The sequence below is a fragment of the Klebsiella sp. C360 genome (genome assembly GCF_048822415.1).
In the GTDB taxonomy this organism is placed as follows: domain Bacteria; phylum Pseudomonadota; class Gammaproteobacteria; order Enterobacterales; family Enterobacteriaceae; genus Klebsiella; species Klebsiella quasipneumoniae.
Genome location: NZ_JBMEZZ010000003.1, coordinates 15,994 through 37,959 on the forward strand (window position 1 = coordinate 15,994; position 21,966 = coordinate 37,959).

19 protein-coding genes are annotated in these 21,966 nt (G+C 57.2%); 14 read left to right on the top strand and 5 right to left on the bottom strand.

Translation table 11 applies throughout. From position 1 onward, the window contains the following. Positions 1-2: 2 nt before the first annotated feature. A complete protein-coding gene (locus ACOI7D_RS08970; RefSeq protein WP_004203250.1) occupies positions 3-479 on the bottom strand; it encodes a GNAT family N-acetyltransferase in 477 nt (158 codons plus the stop codon). A gap of 99 nt (positions 480-578) precedes the next feature. Here ACOI7D_RS08970 and ACOI7D_RS08975 point away from each other — a divergent pair, with 99 nt between their 5' ends. The 3 genes from ACOI7D_RS08975 (at position 579) to ACOI7D_RS08985 (ending at position 3,961) form a co-directional block, all read left to right on the top strand. After that, the gene (locus tag ACOI7D_RS08975) at positions 579-1,511 is read left to right on the top strand and encodes a LysR family transcriptional regulator (RefSeq protein ID WP_050533785.1); all 933 of its coding nucleotides are present in this window, start codon (positions 579-581) and stop codon (positions 1,509-1,511) included. Positions 1,512-1,844: 333 nt separating this feature from the next. Further along, entirely contained in the window at positions 1,845-3,140 is a 1,296-nt protein-coding gene (locus ACOI7D_RS08980; RefSeq protein ID WP_044523912.1) for an MFS transporter, read from the top strand. Positions 3,141-3,151: 11 nt separating this feature from the next. Next, positions 3,152-3,961: a substrate-binding domain-containing protein gene (locus ACOI7D_RS08985; RefSeq protein WP_072096615.1), complete on the top strand. Its 810-nt coding sequence runs from the start codon at positions 3,152-3,154 to the stop codon at positions 3,959-3,961. Here the strand turns inward: ACOI7D_RS08985 and ACOI7D_RS08990 are convergent. Together ACOI7D_RS08990 and ACOI7D_RS08995 are read right to left on the bottom strand one after the other, a co-directional pair. Further along, entirely contained in the window at positions 3,936-4,835 is a 900-nt protein-coding gene (locus ACOI7D_RS08990; protein WP_044523908.1) for a LysR family transcriptional regulator, read from the bottom strand. The two genes, ACOI7D_RS08985 and ACOI7D_RS08990, sit on opposite strands and share 26 nt — an antisense overlap. 114 nt (positions 4,836-4,949) lie before the next feature. Next, positions 4,950-5,432 carry a cold-shock protein gene (locus tag ACOI7D_RS08995; protein WP_004203243.1) on the bottom strand — a complete coding sequence of 161 codons (483 nt, stop codon included), beginning with the start codon at positions 5,430-5,432 and terminating at the stop codon, positions 4,950-4,952. A 191-nt stretch (positions 5,433-5,623) separates the two neighbouring features. Between ACOI7D_RS08995 and ACOI7D_RS09000 the strand changes: the two genes are divergently transcribed. Then, positions 5,624-6,322 carry an RluA family pseudouridine synthase gene (locus ACOI7D_RS09000; protein WP_044523904.1) on the top strand — a complete coding sequence of 233 codons (699 nt, stop codon included), beginning with the start codon at positions 5,624-5,626 and terminating at the stop codon, positions 6,320-6,322. Positions 6,323-6,346: 24 nt separating this feature from the next. Here the strand turns inward: ACOI7D_RS09000 and ACOI7D_RS09005 are convergent, their stop codons facing one another. Together ACOI7D_RS09005 and ACOI7D_RS09010 are read right to left on the bottom strand one after the other, a co-directional pair. Further along, positions 6,347-6,886 carry a DUF2058 domain-containing protein gene (locus ACOI7D_RS09005; protein WP_023290173.1) on the bottom strand — a complete coding sequence of 180 codons (540 nt, stop codon included), beginning with the start codon at positions 6,884-6,886 and terminating at the stop codon, positions 6,347-6,349. A gap of 115 nt (positions 6,887-7,001) precedes the next feature. Then, positions 7,002-7,331: a gamma-glutamylcyclotransferase family protein gene (locus tag ACOI7D_RS09010; protein WP_023290172.1), complete on the bottom strand. Its 330-nt coding sequence runs from the start codon at positions 7,329-7,331 to the stop codon at positions 7,002-7,004. A 599-nt stretch (positions 7,332-7,930) separates the two neighbouring features. Between ACOI7D_RS09010 and tssK the strand changes: the two genes are divergently transcribed. The 10 genes from tssK (at position 7,931) to ACOI7D_RS09060 (ending at position 21,911) form a co-directional block, all read left to right on the top strand. Next, a complete protein-coding gene (gene tssK / locus ACOI7D_RS09015; RefSeq protein ID WP_023290171.1) occupies positions 7,931-9,271 on the top strand; it encodes a type VI secretion system baseplate subunit TssK in 1,341 nt (446 codons plus the stop codon). Continuing rightward, positions 9,268-9,921 (top strand): type VI secretion system protein TssL, short form, encoded by a 654-nt coding sequence (tssL, locus tag ACOI7D_RS09020; RefSeq protein ID WP_109547184.1) that lies wholly within the window; start codon positions 9,268-9,270, stop codon positions 9,919-9,921. Before tssK ends, tssL begins: the two co-directional genes overlap by 4 nt. Positions 9,922-9,924: 3 nt before the next feature. After that, on the top strand, positions 9,925-11,622 hold the full coding sequence (locus ACOI7D_RS09025; protein WP_109547185.1) for an OmpA family protein: 1,698 nt from the start codon (positions 9,925-9,927) through the stop codon (positions 11,620-11,622). A 460-nt stretch (positions 11,623-12,082) separates the two neighbouring features. Further along, a complete protein-coding gene (locus ACOI7D_RS09030) occupies positions 12,083-14,782 on the top strand; it encodes a type VI secretion system Vgr family protein (RefSeq protein WP_109547186.1) in 2,700 nt (899 codons plus the stop codon). After that, the gene (locus tag ACOI7D_RS09035; RefSeq protein WP_085550967.1) at positions 14,779-16,650 is read left to right on the top strand and encodes a phospholipase D-like domain-containing protein; all 1,872 of its coding nucleotides are present in this window, start codon (positions 14,779-14,781) and stop codon (positions 16,648-16,650) included. Before ACOI7D_RS09030 ends, ACOI7D_RS09035 begins: the two co-directional genes overlap by 4 nt. A gap of 74 nt (positions 16,651-16,724) precedes the next feature. Further along, the gene (locus ACOI7D_RS09040) at positions 16,725-17,921 is read left to right on the top strand and encodes a sel1 repeat family protein (RefSeq protein ID WP_226453141.1); all 1,197 of its coding nucleotides are present in this window, start codon (positions 16,725-16,727) and stop codon (positions 17,919-17,921) included. Between the two features lie 65 nt (positions 17,922-17,986). Continuing rightward, positions 17,987-19,267, top strand: coding sequence for a sel1 repeat family protein (locus ACOI7D_RS09045; protein ID WP_109547187.1), 1,281 nt, complete (start codon positions 17,987-17,989; stop codon positions 19,265-19,267). A gap of 37 nt (positions 19,268-19,304) precedes the next feature. Continuing rightward, positions 19,305-20,369: a sel1 repeat family protein gene (locus ACOI7D_RS09050; protein ID WP_072413364.1), complete on the top strand. Its 1,065-nt coding sequence runs from the start codon at positions 19,305-19,307 to the stop codon at positions 20,367-20,369. A gap of 213 nt (positions 20,370-20,582) precedes the next feature. Beyond that, positions 20,583-21,560: a hypothetical protein gene (locus ACOI7D_RS09055; protein WP_109547188.1), complete on the top strand. Its 978-nt coding sequence runs from the start codon at positions 20,583-20,585 to the stop codon at positions 21,558-21,560. 87 nt (positions 21,561-21,647) lie between these two features. Continuing rightward, positions 21,648-21,911, top strand: a complete 264-nt coding sequence (locus ACOI7D_RS09060) for a PAAR domain-containing protein (protein ID WP_109547189.1) — start codon at positions 21,648-21,650, stop codon at positions 21,909-21,911. Positions 21,912-21,966 lie beyond the last annotated feature (55 nt).

Consider the following 21,966-nt stretch of genomic DNA (forward strand, 5'->3'; position numbering starts at 1 on the left):
CTTTACTCCGCAAAGGCCCGCAGCGCATCGCCAGTGAGGCGATAACGCACCCACTCATCCTGCGGCTGTGCGCCAATGCTCAGATAGAAATCAATCGCCGGCTGGTTCCAGTCGAGCACGCTCCACTCCAGACGCCCGCACTGACGCTGTACAGCATATTGCGCGATGGTTTTCAGCAGCGCTTTTCCGGCGCCGATCCCGCGATAGTCGGGGGTTACGTACAGATCCTCCATATAGATGCCGTTACGGCCAAGCCAGGTGGAGTAGCTGGTGAAGAACACGGCATAGCCCACCGCTTTGCCCGCCACCTCGCAGATCAGCGCCTCGGTTTTGCTGCTGCTGGCAAACAGCGTCTCTCTGATCTCCTCTGCCGTCGTCACCACCTCTTCGGGGGCTTTCTCGTAGACCGCGAGTTCATAAATCATGTCATAAATAGCGGTGGCGTCGTCCGGGGTGGCTTGGCGGATCGTGATGCTCATGGGTCGTCCTGTCTGAATGGTATGAAGGAAAGCAAAATTGCTGACCCAGAGCATAAGCGGTATTGTGAAAAGAATTAAGTGCAATGAAATCAGCAAACGATGAATATTATGCATCCTGTCCTGCGCCGTATCGACCTCAACCTGCTGCCAGTCTTTGACGCGGTCTATCGCTCCCGCTCGGTGCGCCTGGCGGCAGAAGAGCTGGCGATGAGCACCTCGGCGCTGAGCCATGCGCTCTCCCGGCTGCGCAGCGCCCTCAACGACCCGCTGTTCTATCGGGAAGGTCACCGGATGTGCCCCAGCGTCTATGCCAGCCAGCTGGCGCCCTCTATCGCTTCGGCGCTGAAATTTCTCAATCAGGAGCTGACGCCGCCGGCGGCGTTTGTGCCGGCCGCCAGCACCGACTGTATGCAGATTGCGATCACCGATTTCACCGCGTTCTGCGTCTTTCCGACGCTGATGCACCACCTGCAGCGTGAGGCGCCCGGGCTGCGGTTTGAGCTCCGTTATCTGCCCCACAGCCCGGCGCTGACCGAGCTGCTGGCGGGCGAGGTCGATCTGGCTCTCGGGTTCAATACCCCTGACGAGCCAGCTCATCCCGATCTCGAGGAGATTAACTGGCTGCGGGACGAATATGTGGTTATCAGCCAGGCCGACCGAACGGCGCTCACCCTGGACGCCTACCTTGCGGCCCGTCATCTGGTGGTGACCCCATGGAATGAGCGGCAGGGGGTGCTGGACTGCGAGCTGGAGCGGCAGGGCTATTCGCGGCAGGTGGCGGTGAAAACGCCCTCGATGCTGAGCGCTCCCTTTATTATTGAGCAGAGCGATCTGCTGATGGCGCTGCCCCGGCGGGCGGCGGAGACGATGGCTCGCGCCGCCCGGTTGACCATTTTCCCGCTGCCGTTTCCGGTTCCCCCATTTGACGTCAAGATTTACGCCCACAAACGCAGCGGGAAACGCGAGGCCAGCCGCTGGCTGATCTCCCTGTTGCAGACGCTGGGGAACGCCGCCGCGGCGCCGGCGCCCTGAGGTCACGTCCGGATTATTAACATCTCGCCGCTCGGCGTCGCGTTAACCCTGCCGGGCCGGGTATGTCTTTTACCGCCTGGCGCCCGGGGCGCAGCGGCGTACCCTGGCCTCGGTCACAAAACGGAAAACTCACTTTTTCATCCCTGCCGCCGACGTTGATGACGCAGCGAGTGTTAAATGATTGTATATAAAAGTAATGTTAATTAGTTAAATGTTATTTATGCGTAAATTGCATCAATGGATGCGTTTATTACGCTTATTTCATTCCCGGTTCTGTTTCAGTCTTCAGCAACAGGCGCGCGACAACGCGTGGATAACAAACTGGAGACCTGCATGCATTCGACAACCTCACTGATGAGTACCCGTGACCGGCTCGGCGCCATTCTGCGCGTCACGTCCGGTAACTTTCTCGAACAGTTCGACTTTTTCCTGTTCGGGTTTTATGCCACCTACATCGCACATACCTTTTTTCCGGCGAGCAGTGAATTCGCCTCGCTGATGATGACCTTCGCGGTCTTTGGCGCCGGCTTTCTGATGCGGCCCATCGGCGCCATCGTGCTTGGCGCCTATATCGACAAGGTAGGGCGGCGCAAAGGGCTGATCGTGACCCTGTCGATCATGGCCACCGGCACCTTCCTGATCGTGCTGATCCCCTCTTACCAGGCCATTGGCCTGTGGGCGCCGCTGCTGGTGCTGATCGGCCGCCTGCTGCAGGGCTTCTCCGCCGGCGCTGAGCTGGGCGGGGTATCCGTCTATCTGGCCGAGATCGCCACCCCGGGCCGCAAAGGGTTTTACACCAGCTGGCAGTCGGGCAGCCAGCAGGTCGCCATTATGGTGGCGGCCGCGATGGGCTTTGCCCTCAACGCCGTGCTGGAGCAGAGCGCCATCAGCGACTGGGGCTGGCGTATTCCGTTCCTTTTCGGCTGCCTGATCGTCCCGTTCATTTTTGTGCTGCGCCGTAAGCTGGAGGAGACCCAGGAGTTTACTGCCCGCCGCCATCATCTGGCGATGCGCCAGGTATTCGCCACCCTGCTGGCGAACTGGCAGGTGGTCATCGCCGGGATGATGATGGTGGCGATGACCACCACCGCGTTCTATCTGATCACCGTCTATGCGCCGACCTTTGGCAAAAAAGTGCTGATGCTCAGCGCCTCGGACAGCCTGCTGGTCACGCTGCTGGTGGCGATTTCCAACTTCTTCTGGCTGCCGGTGGGCGGGGCGCTGTCCGACCGCTTTGGCCGCCGACCGGTGCTGATTGCCATGACCCTGCTGGCGCTGGCTACCGCGTGGCCTGCGCTGACCATGCTGGCGAACGCGCCGAGCTTTTTGATGATGCTGAGCGTGCTGCTGTGGTTGTCCTTTATCTACGGCATGTACAACGGGGCGATGATCCCGGCGCTGACCGAAATTATGCCCGCCGAAGTGCGCGTGGCAGGCTTCTCGCTGGCCTATAGCCTGGCGACCGCGGTGTTTGGCGGCTTCACGCCGGTGATTTCCACGGCGCTAATTGAATATACCGGTGATAAAGCTTCCCCAGGCTACTGGATGAGCTTTGCCGCCGTCTGCGGCCTGCTGGCCACTTGCTACCTCTATCGCCGCAGCGCCGTTACGCTGCAGACGGCACGTTAATCAGGGAGATGATGATGCGTAAAACGACAGGAACCCTGCTGGCCACGCTACTGCTGGCCGCCACCGGCGGCAGCGCGCTGTCCGCTGAGGTCACCGTGATGATCTCCGGCGGCTTCAAAGCGGCGCTGGAAAAGCTGGCCCCGGCATGGGAAAAACAAAGCGGTAACCACCTCGTGGTGATCCCCGGGCCGTCGATGGGGAAAACGCCGCAGGCGATCCCTAACCGCCTGGCGCGGGGCGAACACGCGGACGTGGTGATTATGGTCGGCGACGCGCTGACCGGCCTCGAGAAAGCGGGCCGTACGCAACCGGATTCGCGCCGGGAGCTGGCCGACTCGCCCATCGGCGTGGTGGTGAAAGCGGGAGCGCCGCTGCCGGCTATCCGCAGCGCAGACCAGCTGCGGGCGGCGCTGCTGGCTGCGCCGTCGGTCGCGTACTCCGACAGCGCCAGCGGACGCTATGTCAGCTCGACGCTGTTCCACCGCCTGGGCATTGATGAGGCGATGCAGAGCAAAGCGCAGATGGTGGAGCGTATTCCGGTAGCCTCGGAAGTGGCGAAGGGACGCTATGCGATCGGTTTTCAGCAGGTAAGCGAACTGCTGCCGGTGCCCGGCGTGACCTTTGTCGGCGAACTGCCGGATAACCTGCAGTACATCACCCGCTTTGCCGGGGCGGTGACCGTCAGCGCCGACCACCCGCAGGAAGGAAAGGCGCTGCTGACGTATCTGGCCTCACCGGCGGCGCAGGAGACCATCCACGCCACCGGTATGCGAAGCGTAGCTGCCGCCGCGCCGGTCAGCCAGAAGGATACTGTTCAATAATCAGCTTCTCCAGCTCTGCCGCCACGTAGGACTGAATACGGCCGCTGAGGCGGATCAGGCCTACCGTACGGGTGACCACCGGGTCGGTAAGCGGTACGGCGCGGAGAACGGAATGCTCCCCGGCGGGCATCGACATCGCGGGCACGGCGGCAATGCCGATGCCCGCTTCCACCATCCCCAGCATCGTGGTGACGTGGCGGGTTTCGCAAATGCTTGGCCGCGCCGGCGTCAGATGCGCCAGCTCCCTGTCGAGCAGCGTCCGGTTGCCGGAGACCCGATCGAGGCCAATATAATCCTGTTCAAAGTATGCCTGCCAGCTGAGGTGCGTCCTGCTCGCCAGCGGATGGTCGTGCCGACAGGCGGCGACATAGCGGTCGTCGGCCAGCGGGGTGAATTCGATGCTGGCCGGCAGGTTTTTGGCAAAGCAGAGGCCAAAGTCAGCCTGTCCGCTGCTCACCGCCTCAATGACATTCCCGGCGCTGCTGTCGATCAGCCGGATACGCACCTGGGGAAAGCGCGCCTGAAAGCTGCGGATGATTTCCGGCATAAAGTAGTAGGCGGCGGAAGGTACCGTCGCCACTGTCACCAGCCCGGTACGCGCCTTGCTGACCTGGCTGATATCCGCCAGCACCGTCTCGACGTGGGCCAGCAGCTGCTCCGAACGTTCGGCAAAATTCTGTCCATACAGCGTAAGGGTCACGCGGCGGGTGGTGCGCTCGAACAGCCGGTTGCCTAACGCGGTCTCCAGCTTTTCAATGCGGCGGCTGAGGGCCGACTGCGACAGGCAAATGGATTCTGCGGCCAGCCGAAAGCTGCCATACTCCATCAGGGCGCGAAAGGCATAGAGATCGTTGAAGTCAAAATTTACGGGCATGGCGGCGGCATCCTTATCGGCTGTCTGGCGCCTCGCCCCGTCCGGTGAGGGGCGATGGCGACGAAATTCGGCTCGGCAGGTGACTGGGCGCGCGGCTGACCGCACGCCGGGTCGTCATACCTTGAGCAGTTTTACCGTGGCATCGATATCGATTTCGTCTTCCGAGAAGATCAGGGTTGTCCCCTGAAAGGTGGTGATCGCCAGCTTTTTCACCGAGCGCATCTCTCCCGGCTGCACCGTGGATTTTGGCCGGATGCTGTTCATCAGCAGCCCGACCGACAGCACCGCGTTTTCTTTATCCACGCGGGTCTCGACCGGCTCTTCTTCCCGGTAAACCACATAGGACTTGATGGAGGTCAGCTTCAGCCGCTCGCCGGCGATATAGATATATTTGCTTTCCGGAATGACCTTCACCGCGTAGGCCGACAGCCCTTTATTGTTGGTGGTAGGTTCAAAAGTCACCGCCGCGTCTTTCTTGATGAGATCGGGATTGGCGACCTTAATCACATGAAAATACCGGTTTTCGCCGTTTTCATCTTTGATAAATCCAAAACCTTTATCTTTAAACCACGTTGTGATTGTTCCGTTCATCGCCATTACCGTTCTTACTCGTTGGTTAACTCAAATTTTGCAGCGCGCAGTGTAAAGCACATTGCCTGCGCAGACCATGCCTTTGCGATAAGTGTGGGTGATAAATGACGCCGCCGCGAGGGCGGATCGTGCGCCAGCGTCGTACCGGCGGGCAAAATGGGGTACTATCGCCGGCCACTCCTTCTTCGGGCCGTCTGATGTCCACCATTATCGATACCTTTGTCGCTCCGCCGTGCCGCGAGCAGATAACCCTCCTGTATCAGGACGAACACCTGCTGCTGATCAATAAACCTGCCGGGCTGCTGAGCCTGTCAGGCAAAGATCCGCGCAACCTCGACTCCGTGCATCATCGACTGGTCCAGCGCTTTCCGGGCTGCACCCTGGTACACCGCCTTGATTTCGGCACTTCCGGTCTGATGGTGGTCGCCCGCAACAAGGTGATTAACGCCGCGCTGTGCCAGCAGTTCAGTCAGCGCACGGTGGGTAAGGTCTATACGGCGCTGCTGTGCGGCCATCTGCCGGAAGATGAAGGGATAGTGGAGGCGGCGATCGCCAAAGACCCGGCCCGTTTCCCGCGCATGTCGATCTGCGCCCGGCACGGCAAACCGGCGCGTTCGCGCTACCGGGTAATTGACCGTATGTACCAGACGCGGGAAGGGGAGAGGGCGCTGGCGCTGACGAGGGTGGCGCTCACTCCGGAGACCGGGCGCACCCATCAGCTGCGGATCCACTGTCAGCTGCTGGGCTATCCGATCCTTGGCTGCGATCTGTATGGCGGCCGGGAATTGCCGGGCACAGAACAGGCTCCGCGGCTGATGCTGCACGCCAGCGAACTGCGTTTTCGCCACCCCGTCAGCTGCGAGCCGATGCATATCCAGCAGGCAAGCTCGTTCTGATCGCCTGCCGCCGGAAGCCCGCGATCACCACATTAGGTCGTCGGGCACCTTAAAGTCGGCGTACGGATCGTCTTCATCCTGCTCATCCTGGCTCAGGGCGCTGTGCAACACGATGCTGCTGGCATCGCGCTGGGCAATTTTCTCTGCCACAATCGCCGGAATAATTGCATATTCCCCTTCAGGTTTGTTATCCACCGCCAGGCGGGCAATCGCCAGGCGACCGTTAATCAGCTGGGTTTGGGTGGTCTTGTCGACCATAATTTTTTTGATCAGATTATTATCGGTAAAGTTAAAGCCGATATCGCCCCGGGCGACCGTAATGCGGTTCATCTCAATCAGCTGCTTGACCTGAGCTTTATACTCTTTCGCCAGCACCGCCTGCTTTTGCTGCTCGCTGAGCTGTTTATCGCGCTCCAGCTGGGCTTTTTTATTCTCTTCCACCGCTTCCCGGGCCTCACGGGCCTGCACGCGGGATTTTTTCGCCGTTCTCTGGACTTTGGCCATTTTTTTGCTGCTGACCAGGCCGGCTTTGAGCATCTGCTCTTGTAAGGTAAGTTTTGTCATTTGCGTATCTGAAGCTTAGGAAACATCTGGCAAGTATACCTGCATTGGCGGAAACGACGCCAGACCCGCGGACGTACTGGGCCGCTGTGCCCGGTAGCGCGAGACTGGCCGGGGATTACTCCCGGGGCTGGAGCTGATAAATCCAGGCGCTGACCTGCTGTCCATCGTCGGTGGTCACCTCCACCGACACCCGATCGTACCCCTCCTCAAAGTCGTCCAGCATGGGCCAGTGCGCCGCCAGCCGGTCGGACAGGAACAGATAGCCGTTGACCCGCGGGCCGTTGGCGTCGAGGACGATCCCCGGAAAATCAGCGGCTGCGCCCCAGCCGCGCGCATAAAAGGTACCGGTAACGTAGCCCGGACGCCACTCGCCCCCGATCGCCTCCAGAATATGCGCATTGCTGCGACCGGGACAGAGCGTCCCATAGACAAATAGCGGTTTCATTTTCTCTCTCTCGTTCGCCCTGATACCCGCCCCCAGCGGAGCGGAAAACCAAAATACGGGGTAATTCAGCGCCTGGCAATGGCCGGGTGGGGGTCAGGCATCTCTCTGATGCCGGGGGAGATTCAGGCGCCGGCGCTGTCGGTGGCATATTTACTGCAGTGACAATTTTAGTGTTGAGTTTTTTTATTATTTGCAGGTGAATATAAATAATATTTAATAGCGAAATAATAAATGGACGGCTTATGGAATAAGCTGCGTGAATGGAATGAAGAGGAATTATAAAACTTCCTTGGGTTGAATTCAGATATTATTTAGGGCCAGGCGTTACCTCCCCTGGCTATTTCACTTTAAGATAAAACCTCCCTTGAACAAAAAATACCATCTGATTTCGAAATTCTCGCGGGCAGGGGAGATATTTCCTTTCCTTGAAGCGGCAGGCAATCAATCGAGACGAACGACGTTCGGGAGAAAAACCGCTAGTGAGGAACAGGCCAGAGCAAATGCAGGGGCTGAGGCGAACGCAAGGTATATGAAGGATATCCCACCGGGCATTTGGTCCTGTCTGCAGACAGATGAAAGTGAAAGGCACAGGAGGTGCGATGAAGATTTTCCGCCCATTATGGCGCGATGGGGCTTTTCTGGTTCCGCAGCAGTTTCAGCAACAGGCCCGCTGGGAGGCGCACGTCGCCGATACGGTCTCCCGCATGGCGCTCGCCCACCCCTGGGGGGTATTGCGCGCGGAGTTTGACGCCAGCGCGCTCACCCTTTCCCGGCTCAACGCCACCCGGCTGATCGTGCGTTTCGCCGACGGCGCGCTGATTGACACCGAGCTGGCGGATATTTTGCCACCGGTCCGCGATGTATCGGACGTGATGCAGGACAACGTGGAGGTTCTGCTCGCTCTGCCGCTGCTCAGCGCCAGCGGCGGCAATCTTGATGACGGCCAGGAAAGCGCCCGCCCGCGCCGCTGGCGCGCCGAGCAGGTGACCGTGCAGGAGCTGGCAGGCCATGAACGCAGCGAGCTGGCCGTCCTGCGGCACACGCTGACGCTGCGTCTCTCCATCGAAGAAAACGCAGCCTTCCTAACCTGCCCGGTAGCGCGTCTGGTACGCGACGCCCAGGGGCAGTGGATCTTTGACCCGAAATTCATCCCGCCGCTGCTGTCGCTGGCCGCAAGCCCGACGCTGGTCAGCGAGCTGGGCGAGCTGCTACATCGCCTGCAGGCCCGACGCAGACGCCTCATGGCCATGCGCCGTGAAAGCAATGCGCGGATGGCTGATTTTGCCGTGGCGGATGTTTCCCTGTTCTGGCTGCTCAACGCACTGAACAGCGCCGAGCCGGTGCTCAGCGAGCTGCATCAGGACCCTTCGCGCCATCCGGAGCTGCTCTATCGTGAACTGGCCAGGCTGGCCGGCAGTCTGCTGACCTTCTCTCTTGAACATCATCTGGACGCGATCCCCCGCTACCGGCATGCCTCGCCGGAGCAGGTATTCCCACCGCTGTTTGCCCTGTTGGATACGCTGCTCGAAGTCAGCTTGCCCTCAAGGGTGATCGCCATCGCGCTGGAGCAGGGTGCTGACCGGGAGATCTGGCGGGGGAGGCTGCACGATGCACGGCTGCGCGAGGGGGCGGATTTTTATCTGTCGGTGCGTTCTTCACTTCCCCCTCACCAGCTTCAGAGCCGCTTTCCGCAGCTCTGTAAGGCGGGTAGCCATGATGATGTCGCCGAGGTCGTCAACATTGCCCTCAGCGGCATCGCGATCAAACCGCTGAGCCATGTGCCGGCGGCCATTCCGCTACGTCTGGAAAACCAATATTTCGCTCTGGATCTTTCCACGGATGCCGCCCGCGCGATGCTGGAGGCTGGCAACTGCACCTTCTATACCCCGGAATCGCTTGGCGACGTGAAACTTGAACTCTTTGCGGTACTGCGCTCATGAATATCTCTGAAAGCGATCTGATCAACAAAACCTTTTACCCGGGCTGGCTGATGGTCAGTCAGTTACGCTGCGGCCAGCCGGTGACCGATGGCGAGGCGCTCTATCGTCAGGCCTGTCGATGGGTGACCGAGGCGCGCGAGGCGCTGGCGGCGGCAGGCGTCAGTGAAGCCAGCGCTGAGCAGATGCTCTATGCCTACTGCGCGCTGCTTGATGAGAGCGTCCTTAACCGCGCCAGTCAGGATGATGGCTGGCGCAGGTGGCGCAAGGATCCGCTGCAGGCGCGCTTTTTCAGCACCCTCAACGCCGGGGAAGAGCTCTGGGAACGGATCCGCCAGCTGCTACGAGAGCCCGCGGCGGATGCGGCAGTGCTGACCTGCTTCTTTCGTACTTTGCAGCTGGGGTTTGTCGGAGAGTACCGCGCCCAGGATGACGAACGGCGTGAGGATGTAGCGCATGCGCTTGGCGCGCGGGTTCCGCCGTTCAGCATAACCCAGGAGGCGCCGGTGGTGGTTCGTGCCTCCCGGCTGCGCAGCGGACGGCGGATGTACTGGTACGGCTGGGCGGCTGGCATTGTGGCGCTGGCCGCGCTGTGGTTGACCTTCTCCTCCATGCTGTCACAGATGGTGGTGCAGATAGCAGGGCAGGGATAAGAGATGCGTGATAACGCCCGGCCTATGCTTACGATATTGACCGTCATCCTGGCCCTGTGGCTGGCGCTGGGCTTCTGGCCGCTGTCCATCGGCAACCAGGTGATATTCAGTCTGTGCATCCTGCTGGCGGGCAGCGCGGCGCTCTGGCGTCAGCGTCGCCGGGCAGTCAGCCGTCAGCGACCGGAAATCGTCCTGCCGCCCGAGGATTTTCAGGGGGCGGTGGTTCTGGTCTGCGGGGATACCGACGGTCTGTTTCCCGGGCGTTCGGCGCACTGCGAAACCCGCCTCGGCTGGTATCTACGGGGGGAAAGCGCGGAGCAGTTGCCGCGGCTGGCGCAGTACCTGGCGGCGGCGCGTCCGGCGCTGGTATCGCAGGTTTCCGTGCTGCTGGCGGTGGTACCGGAGCACCACCCCTCCGGGGAGCAACTGGCGCAGTCGCTACGCGACTGGCGGCGGAGTATCGTTCAGTGCCGAACCTGGCTGAACGATACTCCGCCGGTGTGGAACGTGTTCTGGGTGACGCCGCCTGGCGGCCAGGCAGCGGAAAGCCGCTGGTTTACCGTCACGCCGGATCGGCCTGGTCTCCAGGTGCGGCAGAAGGGACAAGCGCCCCAGTCGATTGCCGACTGGCAGCGAGGGGGCAGCTCTGCCTCACGCCTGCATCATACGCTGTGGCTGGAGAGCATTCTGGCGTTGGCAGAAAACGTTCTTTTCCGGCCACTAAGCACTCGCCAGGCGGAACTTTCGCCGTTGGACCTGTGCGCCATGGGCATCTGCCTGACGCCGGTGACGGCGGTGGCAAATAACCTCTGGCAGCGGCAAATCGCCGGGATCACCACGCTCTCCCCGGGCAACGCCGCGGCGCCAGGTCCTCACCCGCTGCCGGATCTTCTTCTGTCAACACTGCCGCACCGCCACGGGGTCAGCCGCCGGATGCGCGCTGCCGGTCTTGCCGCTGGCATGGGCTTCCTCTTTCTGGCGCTGGCGATGCTGGCTTCCTTTATCAACAACCAGCGCCTCGTGCGCAGCGTCGGCGATCATCTGGCGGTCTACCACCGCCTTAGCGGCGCGCCGCCGACGCCGAAGCTGCAGGCGCAGCAGCGTCTGCGTGCCGACAGCCGCCTGCTGGATAACTGGCTGCGCCGGGGAGAGCCGCTGCGTTACCGGCTGGGGTTGTATCAGGGATTGCGGCTGATCCCCTTCGTGGAAGCCGCGATCAATGACTGGGCGCCGCCCCCGCCGCCGCGTCCGGTCATTAAGCAGGTTGTGCAGGGGCCGCAGACGATCCGCCTCGATAGCATGGCGCTGTTCGATACCGGCAAATCGACGCTGAAACCGGGTTCGACAAAGCTGCTGGTGAACTCGCTGCTGGGCATTAAGGCGAAACCCGGCTGGCTGATCGTGGTGGCAGGCCATACCGACAGCATCGGCAACGATAGATCCAATCAACAGCTCTCTCTGAAGCGTGCCGAGGCGGTCCGCGACTGGATGCGCGATACCGGCGATGTGCCGGAGAGCTGTTTTGCGGTGCAGGGCTACGGCGAAAGTCGTCCTGTCGCCAGCAACGAGACGCCAGACGGGCGGGCGCAAAATCGCCGGGTGGAGATCAGTCTGGTCCCGCAGAAGGACGCCTGTCTGACGCCGGGCACGGCTAATACCTCAGGAGCCGGGGCTGCCGCATTAAAAAACGAAACCGAGTAATCCGCGACCCCGAACGAGGACGGTGAACAACAACAATCTGCCTGCCTGACCCTGTGCGCTACGGGTCCCTGATAAACAGGAAATAGCGATGGGCGGTAGCGTGCCTGCAGCCAAACAATCTTGTCGGCAAGTGAGGCCTCTGCGGGGGTGAAGTGCGGGACAGGGGGATGGATAAAGGAGATCTGCATCGACAGCGCTAAGGACATTGCCAGAGAAATGCTGGCAGCGTTAAACGTTGAAGGTTCCGGTTTCTGTGTGCTTTTTTATTTCTCAGTAAGTGAAAATAAATATCCCTGGGGTTTCCTTTTAGTAATGAAACTCCTGGTGGGGTATCTGATATATCGATATGCACTTAAATATATTTATGATGAATGAGATGATTATCATTAAACAAAATTAAACCGTATGGCCTGTTAATCGATGTTTGATGGTCATTACTGCGGAGTAAAACAGGAATATAATGGATACCTCTTCAATAATTACCGGCACCACCCTCAACCGTTACCAGCTGGATATTCCGTCATGTACTGCATCGCTGGATGTGGAAGAATTCAGCGGTGCAGAAAAACTCAGTGAAACGTATCTCTGGACAATTTATTTCACCAGCACGGATAAAAATATCGACACCAGCCAGTTACTGAGCAAACCGGCGACGCTGACGATGGGCGGCGGCATATTACAGAGCCTGACCGAATGCAAACGGGTGCATGGCGTGGTCACGCATTTTGAGCGTATCAGTGGCTCTGCCGACCAGGCAGAGTACATGATAACCCTCGAACCCTTCCTCTCGCTGCTGGACAAACAGTTCCGCACCCATCGTTTCTTCGTCAATAAATCGGTGCCGGAAGTGGTGGAGCAGGTTTTGCAGGAACATCACCTGCATGACTGGGAGTATGAGTTTAATCTCAAGCAACACTATCCGCGGCGCGAGCAAATTAATCAGTATCAGGAGAGTGACCTGGCGTTTATCCAGCGCCTGCTGGCAGAGGTGGGGATATTTTATTTTTTCACCCTGCAGGAAGAGGCCCAGAGCGAAGTGGTCAACTTCGCCGACGCGCAGCGGGCGCTGATGTTCGATAAAACACTTCCTGTAAACAGCCCGTCCGGGATGAGCGACAGCGGTACGGAATCGATATGGGGTCTGAGCATCACGCATAACGTCGTAGAGGCGAACGTCACTACCCGGGATTATAACCCCCGCGATGCGCAGAGCGTTCTCCAGTCGGCAACAGCGGATATGACCCGGGGAAATGGTGAAGGCATCACTTACGGAGAGGTATACCACTATAAGCTTCGCCACCGGGAGCGGGGCGATAAAATCGTCCCGCAGTCGGAGACCGCCAACTTCTATGCCCGTCTCGACCATGAGCGTTTTCTCGCTCGCCAGACGCTGATTACCGCGAGCAGTACGGCAGCCTGGCTGACGCCGGCCCAGGTGCTGACCGTTACCGACAGCCTCCCACCGACCCTGCCTGCGCCCGTGCAGGATCCGCTTTTAATCACCGGCACCGGTTTTACCGCCAGCCGCCGGGAGGCGCTGCGGGTGTCCCTGCTGGCGGTGCCCTACAGCGAAACATTGTGCTGGCGTCCGCCGCTGCTGCCGCGCCCGAAGGTGACTGGCACCATGACGGCGCGGGTGACCAGCGCGAAGGCGAATGATATCTACGCCTGGCAGGATGCGTCCGGCCTGTACCGGGTGAAATTTGACGCTGACAGAGATGATAAAGGGCAGGGGCAGGAAAGCATGCCGGTGCGTCTCGCCAAACCCTATGGCGGCGACGTGTACGGCTTTCACTTCCCGCTGATTCAGGGAACGGAAGTGGCGATAGCGTTCCACGAAGGCGATCCCGACCGGCCGTATATCGCTCATGCGCTGCACGACTCTCGGCATGTTGACCCTGTGACGGAAAAGAACAGCACCCGCAATGTGATTCGTACTCCGACCAACAATAAGCTGCGAATGGAGGATAAGCGCGGCGAGGAGCATATCAAGCTCAGCACCGAGTACGGCGGCAAGACGCAGCTGAACCTGGGGCATAATGTGGATGCGCAGAGGGAATTGCGGGGGGAGGGGTTTGAGCTCCGGACCGATAAATGGGGGGCGATACGGGCTGGGAAAGGGATCTTTATCACTGCAGATAAACAGTCAACCGCCAGCGGCAAGATACTTGCAATGCAGGGTACCCTGGACAGGCTTAAGCAGGCAGGTGATGAGATGGACTCGCTATCTCGTGATGCCCAGTCGGCTAAAGCCGACCCTGCCCAGGTTGAACAACAATTAGCTTTTATGCGTGAGCAAATTGATCAGCTACGGGAGGCGGTTGCCGTGCTCAGCGCACCAAATGGTGTGGCTCTCGCCAGTGGCAAGCATCTGCAACTAACCGCACGTCGCAATCTGATGATCAATGCCGGGACGAATGCCGATATGGGCGTAATGAAACGGCTGTTTATTGGTGTGGGGGAAGGACTTAGCCTGTTTGTCCGCAAGCTGGGGATGAAATTAATCGCCAATCAGGGGCCCGTGGCGATTCAGGCGCAAAACCATCAGTTGCAGCTCCTGGCGCGCAAGGATCTTGAGATTGTCAGTACTGATAGCGAAATTCACATTGTGGCAAAGAAAAAAATCATCATTAACGCTGGAGGAAGCTATATCACGCTCGATCCCTATCGGATTGAGCTCGGTACTGGCGGTGATGTCGACGTCAAAGCCGCGGATTTTTCCTATAGCGGACCCGCCAGCATGAAGGCCGATCATCCAGATTATCCGCCGCTTCAGTCCACGGTAAGGCAATCGTTGAATCTGAACGTGGCGCAGTCGCCAAATGCGTCGGAAAGCAGCTGGGCCGGGATGCCATATACCCTGTATGCCGATGGCGCACTGTTGAAACAAGGGGTGCTGGATGAAAGAGGTCAGATATCAGTCGATCACCAGGTCGTGACCAGAAGTTACAAGCTGGAGATGGCTAATGGCGTCAGCTATCAGATACCTGTTGCCGAAGCGTACAGTCGCCCTGAGCAGGGTGAACTCGCTAATCGCGGTTTTCACCACCATACCTCACAGGCCGATGCTGATATTAACCCCCCCGCCTCACACACAGAGCATCGTAGTCTGTATGCCGAACTGCTTGATGGCCCCGGTGATAAGGAAAAAAGCGAATGAGCCAGCCCGATATTGTTGTACCCGTTGCGACGGTTGACACCAGCCAGTGCATGATTACCGCGCCCTGGTTTGTTCAGGATACGGAATATCCGCCGGCGCTGGCGACCTACAAACCGCTGGTGAATGGTGAGGAGGCTTTTGCCGCTGTTTATCATGCCATCGCGAACGCACAAAAAACGGTGGATATCATCTGCTGGGGATTTCAGCCTTCGATGTATTTTATTCGTGATGGTAAGTCGCTGTGCATCGGTGAGTTGCTTTGTAAGATTGCGGAAGAAAAGAAAGTGCAGGTGCGTATTCTGGGCTGGGAAATGCCCTGTAATGCCGCCGGTGGGGGAGGAGAGGCCAACTTACCAGGTAAGGGAGCTATTCGCTATAAAGACCGGAAAGGCCAAAGTACTACGGATGAACGTTATGCCTATGACCGACAATGGTTCAGTCAGTATTCTCTGTCAGGGGAATGGTCCGATCATCAGTTAAAAAAGGGACAGGCCGGGATGGCGGAAATTGCTTCCGCACCCATAGCGCAACGACAAGAAAAATTAAGCTCCCTTTCTCCTTTGTTTGTCGGGCGCGGGTTTAATTTCCTGGAGAGAGCTGAAATTGCCTATCGCGCTGCGAATATGGCGCTTGATCCAGATATCAGCCCTGACACGTTGCTTACTCTTGCTGGTACCGTGACCCATCATCAAAAAACGGTGCTGGTTGATTATGAACTGCCGGAGTCTGCGGTTGGTTTTGTTATGGGTCACAACATGCTTGATGAGTACTGGGATACGGATAAACATTCTGCACTGTTTCGCCCGGGCAATAATATGGATCCCCGCTTAGGCGCTAACGGTAAGTTGCCGCGACAGGATATCTCCAGCCGGGTAACCGGCCCGATTCTGGAGCATCTGCATCATAATTTTGCCACGGCGTGGCGTAAAGAAACCGGTCAGGACCTGCTGACTCTCCGCAATGCTGCCGTTGTGGCTAAAAACCTGAAACCAAGACCTGTCCACGGTACCCCGCTGCTGGCACAGTTATTACGTACTCAGGCGCAGGCAGGGAAACATGATATTGAAACGCTCTATCTGAAAGCGGTGAATAATGCGACGCAGTTTATCTATATCGAAAATCAGTATTTTCGCTGGCCGCCGCTGGCAGAATTAATTAATCAGGTTGCGGAAAGACAGAGTAAAGTGGGGCGCGAACTGCATCTGTTTGTTGTGACTAACGTAACCGATGAAGGCATTGGTGCGGGAACGGTGAATACCCAGCGTATGCTTGAGACGCTGGGCCAGGCAAACACCATCCCTGAAGTGACTAAACTGCGTAAGGTCGGACAACTCAGCAACGAAACGTTTGGTGGTTCTGTTGGCTATATCGACCCCGGAGAAATCAATAAACGTAACCACGAGATGAGTGAGAAAATTGCTGACTTTAAAAAGAAGGCAGATGAAATTCAGAGCAGTGAAATACTGCCGGAGGAGCGCCCCGGACTGAAGGTTCATATCTGCTCGCTGGTGGCACCGGACTCACCGCCGGATGAGTGGATGCCGGTGTATATTCACTCCAAGCTGATGATTGTGAATGATGTGTTTACCACGCACGGTTCAGCCAATATCAACACGCGGAGTATGCAGGTGGACAGTGAAATGAATATTGCCCATGAATGGGCCAGCGTGACGCGGGATTTACGGCGGCGGTTGTGGAATCTGCATACAAACGGGAAAGGGGGGCAGGATAATGCTGAAGGGGCGTTTAAAGCCTGGGGAGATCTTCTGAAAGAAAATAAGGATTTACAGGACACTAAAAAGAATAAACCCGCAGCATCGCTGATTAAATTTTTTTACAACAAACCAACTTTGAGCGATCTGGACTGATGAAACGACTCTTAATTTTATTCTGCTTAGTACTGACTGCCTGTGATCAGAACAATATGAACAAGGATGCGCCGATGAACCCGCTGACCGACATTAACGCCCAACTGGCGTTTACCTGTAAACACCAGATTATTCCTGAGGCATCTGCTGATACAGATGTGCTGTTTAAATATGCCCGCTGGTTACAGAAAAACAACCTGATTAACCGGGATAAAACGGTGGATGCGGAAATTGCGCGACTGTACCGTATAGCGGCAGAAAACGGACACTACAAAGCCAGTATCAACCTGCAGAACGGGGCGCTGCGTGGGCGTTTTTCGCTGAGCAGTCATGAGCGTCTGCGCCTGAGCCAGCAACTGATTGATGTGAAGGTTGCCGCCGGTTATTACTTTATCGCCATCTATCTGGAGCACGGTGCGGCGGGACTGGCGCAGGACCCGGAGATGGCGTTGCGCTATTACCGCAAGGCGGCGGATGAGGGTAATCCTCAGGCTCAGGCGTATGTGGGCGATAAACTGGCGCCTGCCGATATGGCACCAGATATATCCCGCCAGATGCGTCGCTGTGCTGCTGAACAGGGAGAGAGAGAGGCGTCCAGTGATCTGGGTGTTAATCTGAAAAATAATAAACAATATCAGGATGCTGTCGAAGCTTTTCATCTGGGAGTGGCTGCTGGTGATTCAACGTCAGCTAGTTTTTTAGAGAGTGGATTCAATGGGCCTGAACCAACGGATACATTATATTATCTTGCATTGCAAAAAGACTCCGAGCGCGCCCGGCGCTACGAGCAAATAGGCGCTGTGCTGGCAAAATACTCCTGGGCTCACCCCGCGGTCCCGGAAATCAACGATATCGTCCCGCTGCCACCCGCGCCGCTCCCTGAGTGGGACGGCAGGCTGAAGTGGCTGGAAGAGTGGGAGGCCAATATCCCGCCGCCAAAACCCAGCGCAGCGCTGATAGCGGAACTGGCGAAAGCGAAGCAACTGAACCCGGCGACAGGCAGACCGTTGCCGACATCACCGGATTTCGAGAAGGACAGCGTGGCGCTGTTGCTGTGTCGCAGCGGCGAACCGTGCCCGAAAAGCGGTTACTGGCAACCAGCGTGGATACCGCATGAGGGGATCGGTGATAACACCATCCGCTATTTCAGGGAGGGGAAAATCATGCCGCCGCAGACGGTGGACATAGTTCGTCCGCGCCCCTGGCCGCTGCGCGATAAATGGCTGCGGGAAGAGAAGCAGGTGCACTGGCGACTGGTGGGCGAGGCATAAGTCTCTTCCGACAGTGAGTTACCGCTGGCGTTAATGCACAGAAATCGTGGAAATGGAGTGACGGAATGAAAGGGATAGTGATGTGGGGCGTGGTGGGTTGCCTGCTGCTGGTCGCCTGCGACCAGAACAATACCCACAAGGATCTCCCCATGAACCCGCTGACCGACATTAACGCCCAACTGGCGTTTACCTGTAAACACCAGATTATTCCTGAGGCATCTGCTGATACCGATGTGCTGTTTAAATATGCCCGCTGGCTGCAGAAAAACAACCTGATTAACCGGGATAAAACGGTGGATGCGGAAATTGCGCGTCTGTACCGCATCGCGGCAGAAAACGGGCATTACAAAGCCAGTATTAATCTGCAGAACGGCGCGCTGCGCGGGCGCTTTTCGCTGAGCAGCCATGAACGTCTGCGCCTGAGTCAGCAACTGATTGATGCGAAGGTGGCCGCCGGCTACTACTTTATTGCCATCTATCTGGAGCACGGTGCGGCAGGACTGGCGCAGGACCCGGAGATGGCGCTGCGTTACTATCGTAAGGCGGCAGATGAAGGGAATCCTCAGGCGCAGGCTTTTTTAGGCGAAAAACTATTTCCGGCCAAAAGAGCTCCTCAGGTAGCCATGCAGATGTTTCGATGCGCGGCCCTACAAGGTGAGGGAAAAGCGGCTAATTCGTTAGGAATTATGCTAACAATTGATCAGAAATATCAGGAGGCTGTAGAAGCCTTTCAGTTAGGAGTCGCTGCTGGTGATGAAACATCTTCCTATGCATTGGAAAAAGGATTTGCAGGCCCGGCACCGACCGACAGGCTGTACTATCTGGCACTGGAGAAAGACCCGGAGCGTGCCCGTCGTTATGAGCAGATAGGTGCTGTGCTGGCGAAATACTCATGGGCCCATCCTGTCGTCCCGGAAATCAACGATATCGTGCCGCTGCCCCCGGCGCCGCTGCCGGAATGGGACGGTAAGCTGAAGTGGCTGGAGGAATGGGAGGCCAATATCCCGCCGCCAGTGCCTGATGCAGCGCTGATAGAGAAACTGGCGCAGGCGAAACAGCTGAACCCGGCGACGGGCAGGCCGCTGCCGACATCACCGGACTTTGAGAAGGACAGCGTGGCGCGGCTGCAGTGCCGCAGCGGCGAGCCCTGCCCGCAAAGCGGCTACTGGCAGCCGGCGTGGCGGCCCCGTGAAGGGATGAGTGAATATACCATCCGTTACTTCCGCGAGGGGGACATCATGCCGGTGGAAAAGGTGACCTTCGTTCGGCCACGTCCCTGGCCGCTGCGTGACAGGCTGGTCGTGGAAGCGCAGGAGACGGTGTGGCGCCGTGTCGGCGAGGCATAAGCTCTGCAGATGAAAAGGAAAAGGAGAGCGTCAGGGAATGAAAGGGATAACGACATGGATAGTGCTGGGCAGCCTGCTGCTGTCAGGCTGTGACCAGAAGAGCGCCCATAAGGAGGCATCATCAGAGCCGCTGAGCGATATAAGCGCAGCCCTGGCGTTTACCTGTAAACACCAGATTATTCCTGAGGCATCTGCTGATACCGATGTCCTGTTTAAATACGCCCGCTGGCGGCAAAAAAATAATCTGATTAACCGGGATAAAACGGTGGATGCGGAGATTGCCCGTCTGTACCGGATAGCGGCGGAAAACGGTCATTATAAAGCCAGTATTAATCTGCAGAATGGCGCGCTGCGCGGGCGCTTTGCGCTGAGCAGCCATGAACGTCTGCGCCTGAGTCAGCAACTGATTGATGCGAAGGTTGCTGCCGGTTATTACTTTATTGCCATTTTCCTGGAGCACGGTGCGGCAGGGCTGGCGAAGGACCCGGAGATGGCGCTGCGTTACTATCGTAAGGCGGCAGATGAGGGGAATCCCCAGGCGCAGGCGTATGTGGGGGATAAACTCGCTCCGATTGATATTGCGCCGGATATATCCCGTCAGATGCGTCGCTGTGCTGCTGAACAGGGAGATAGAGAAGTATCCAGTGATCTGGGTGTTAACCTGAAAAATAATAAGCGATTTCAGCAGGCAACTGAGGCATTCCAGTTGGGTGTGGCAGCGGGAGATTCAACCTCAGCCGGTTTCCTGATGCACGGATTTTCCGGACCTGAACCAATGGACAGGTTGTTCTATCTGGCACTGGAGAAAGACCCGGAGCGTGCCCGTCGTTATGAGCAGATAGGCGCTGTGCTGGCGAAATACTCATGGGCTCAGCCTGTCGTCCCGGAAATCAACGATATCGTGCCGCTGCCGCCGGCGCCGCTGCCGGAGTGGGACGGCAAGCTGAAGTGGCTGGAGGAATGGGAGGCCAATATCCCGCCGCCAGTGCCTGATGCAGCGCTGATAGAGAAACTTGCGAAAGCGAAACAGCTGAACCCGGCAACGGGCAGACCGCTGCCGACGTCACCGGACTTTGAGAAGGACAGCGTGGCGGCTCCGTAAAGGGCTGAACGAACGTGCCATCCGTTTCTTCCGCGAGGGAGACATCATACCGTTGGATAAAAAAAATCTTGTCCGCCTGCGCTCCTGCTCGCTTCGCGATAAATAGCTGCGGGGAGAGAGCTAGTGTTCTGGCGACTGACGGGCGAGGCATAAATCTCCTCTTACGGCGAGTTATCGCTGGCATTAATACCTATAAATTTAAGGACAAATCATATGCGTAAATTTTTAATCGGCTTTTTTATTTTCTTCTCAGGAATAGCAGCGGGGCAGTCTAATTTAGAAGATTTTAATCATTCTCCGAAGTGGGTGGATTCGGCTGGGCAAATAAATCCTGATCCGGGTTTGATGAAGTATTTTCAGAGTATGAAATTTGTCTGTCATAACGCGTCTGGATTTACACCTGAAGAAAATAAGATTGCTGAAAAGGCGTTCAGTGAACTGGTTCAGTATACTTCCGAGGGAGATCAAATAAAGGGTTTCTGGAACAACCCTGGACATAAGCAAAAACGTGAAGGACTGCTTGCCACAGAAATAAAAACCGGAAGCTGGAAGGCAGCATATGTAAATAGTGTCTGGGCAATAAAATATCCTGGTACGGAGACTCCGATAGAGCATGCTTCCACCAAACTGCACGAACTCGTTTCTCGTGGCATCCCTATTGCTGCCTACAAATATGTGTCGTATTTGTTTGGTCGAGACGATGAAAAAATGTACTACTTGTATGCTGAAGCCATCAAGCGTGGTAGTCCACAGGCCATGTCAGCAGTAGGAGGAACTATTGTTGTCAGGGTTCAGGAACTGCACCCATTAGGTAAGCAGTTACTGGAAAGTGCTGTAGGGCAAGGTTATGCAGGGGCTTATGATCATCTTGGCTTGCTTGCCGATATGGAAGGCAGGAGATTAGATGCCTATCGTTTGTGGGAAAAAGGCATTAATGAAGGATGTGAAGGCTGCATCAAAAAAATGAGTAATCTGGCTAAAGTTTGGCATGGTTATTCTGCGGATGTGCCGATGATGGAATTGATGCCCGAACTCACGAGGATTAAAGAATTCAATGAAAATAATTTCTTCTATCAATTGACCGAATTGCCAGATCTCTATCGTCGTCTGCCGGAGAAACTGACTTTCCATCTAAACTATTCCGAACTTTTAAGTCTGCTTAAGCTGGAGAAATTTTCTCGCGCGTTATAACTCTGATACTGAGGAAATGGCTGCGCAAAAAAATGCTAATTATCGCAGCTATTTATTTTCGTTAAATGCTACAAGGTTAATAAAGTTATGAAAGGAATTATTCGTACAGGCGATACGCATACCGGGGGCGGGAAAGTGCTCAGTGGTTCCAGTAATATGAAATTTGGTGGTATCGGCGTGGCGCGGCTGGGCGATCCCGTCAGTTGTCCGATCAAAGGCCATGGTCCGACGGTGATTGCCGAAGGGCATCCTACTTTTAGCGATCATGGTATACCGGTTGCGTTCCATGGCCACCGTTGTGCTTGTGGTTGCATATTGCTGTCGAGCCTGCCACAAGCCAGGGTGCGCTAACGATGCCTGTCGATTTAAAACGTATTCCCCCGCCTGCTCAACGGCCTCGAGCACC

Coding starts and splice junctions, on each gene's coding strand:
- ACOI7D_RS08970 (WP_004203250.1), bottom strand. CDS start 479: ATGAGCATCACGATCCGCCAAGCCACCCCGGACGACGCCACCGCTATT.
- ACOI7D_RS08975 (WP_050533785.1), top strand. CDS start 579: ATGAATATTATGCATCCTGTCCTGCGCCGTATCGACCTCAACCTGCTG.
- ACOI7D_RS08980 (WP_044523912.1), top strand. CDS start 1,845: ATGCATTCGACAACCTCACTGATGAGTACCCGTGACCGGCTCGGCGCC.
- ACOI7D_RS08985 (WP_072096615.1), top strand. CDS start 3,152: ATGATGCGTAAAACGACAGGAACCCTGCTGGCCACGCTACTGCTGGCC.
- ACOI7D_RS08990 (WP_044523908.1), bottom strand. CDS start 4,835: ATGCCCGTAAATTTTGACTTCAACGATCTCTATGCCTTTCGCGCCCTG.
- ACOI7D_RS08995 (WP_004203243.1), bottom strand. CDS start 5,432: ATGGCGATGAACGGAACAATCACAACGTGGTTTAAAGATAAAGGTTTT.
- ACOI7D_RS09000 (WP_044523904.1), top strand. CDS start 5,624: ATGTCCACCATTATCGATACCTTTGTCGCTCCGCCGTGCCGCGAGCAG.
- ACOI7D_RS09005 (WP_023290173.1), bottom strand. CDS start 6,886: ATGACAAAACTTACCTTACAAGAGCAGATGCTCAAAGCCGGCCTGGTC.
- ACOI7D_RS09010 (WP_023290172.1), bottom strand. CDS start 7,331: ATGAAACCGCTATTTGTCTATGGGACGCTCTGTCCCGGTCGCAGCAAT.
- tssK (WP_023290171.1), top strand. CDS start 7,931: ATGAAGATTTTCCGCCCATTATGGCGCGATGGGGCTTTTCTGGTTCCG.
- tssL (WP_109547184.1), top strand. CDS start 9,268: ATGAATATCTCTGAAAGCGATCTGATCAACAAAACCTTTTACCCGGGC.
- ACOI7D_RS09025 (WP_109547185.1), top strand. CDS start 9,925: ATGCGTGATAACGCCCGGCCTATGCTTACGATATTGACCGTCATCCTG.
- ACOI7D_RS09030 (WP_109547186.1), top strand. CDS start 12,083: ATGGATACCTCTTCAATAATTACCGGCACCACCCTCAACCGTTACCAG.
- ACOI7D_RS09035 (WP_085550967.1), top strand. CDS start 14,779: ATGAGCCAGCCCGATATTGTTGTACCCGTTGCGACGGTTGACACCAGC.
- ACOI7D_RS09040 (WP_226453141.1), top strand. CDS start 16,725: ATGAACCCGCTGACCGACATTAACGCCCAACTGGCGTTTACCTGTAAA.
- ACOI7D_RS09045 (WP_109547187.1), top strand. CDS start 17,987: ATGAAAGGGATAGTGATGTGGGGCGTGGTGGGTTGCCTGCTGCTGGTC.
- ACOI7D_RS09050 (WP_072413364.1), top strand. CDS start 19,305: ATGAAAGGGATAACGACATGGATAGTGCTGGGCAGCCTGCTGCTGTCA.
- ACOI7D_RS09055 (WP_109547188.1), top strand. CDS start 20,583: ATGCGTAAATTTTTAATCGGCTTTTTTATTTTCTTCTCAGGAATAGCA.
- ACOI7D_RS09060 (WP_109547189.1), top strand. CDS start 21,648: ATGAAAGGAATTATTCGTACAGGCGATACGCATACCGGGGGCGGGAAA.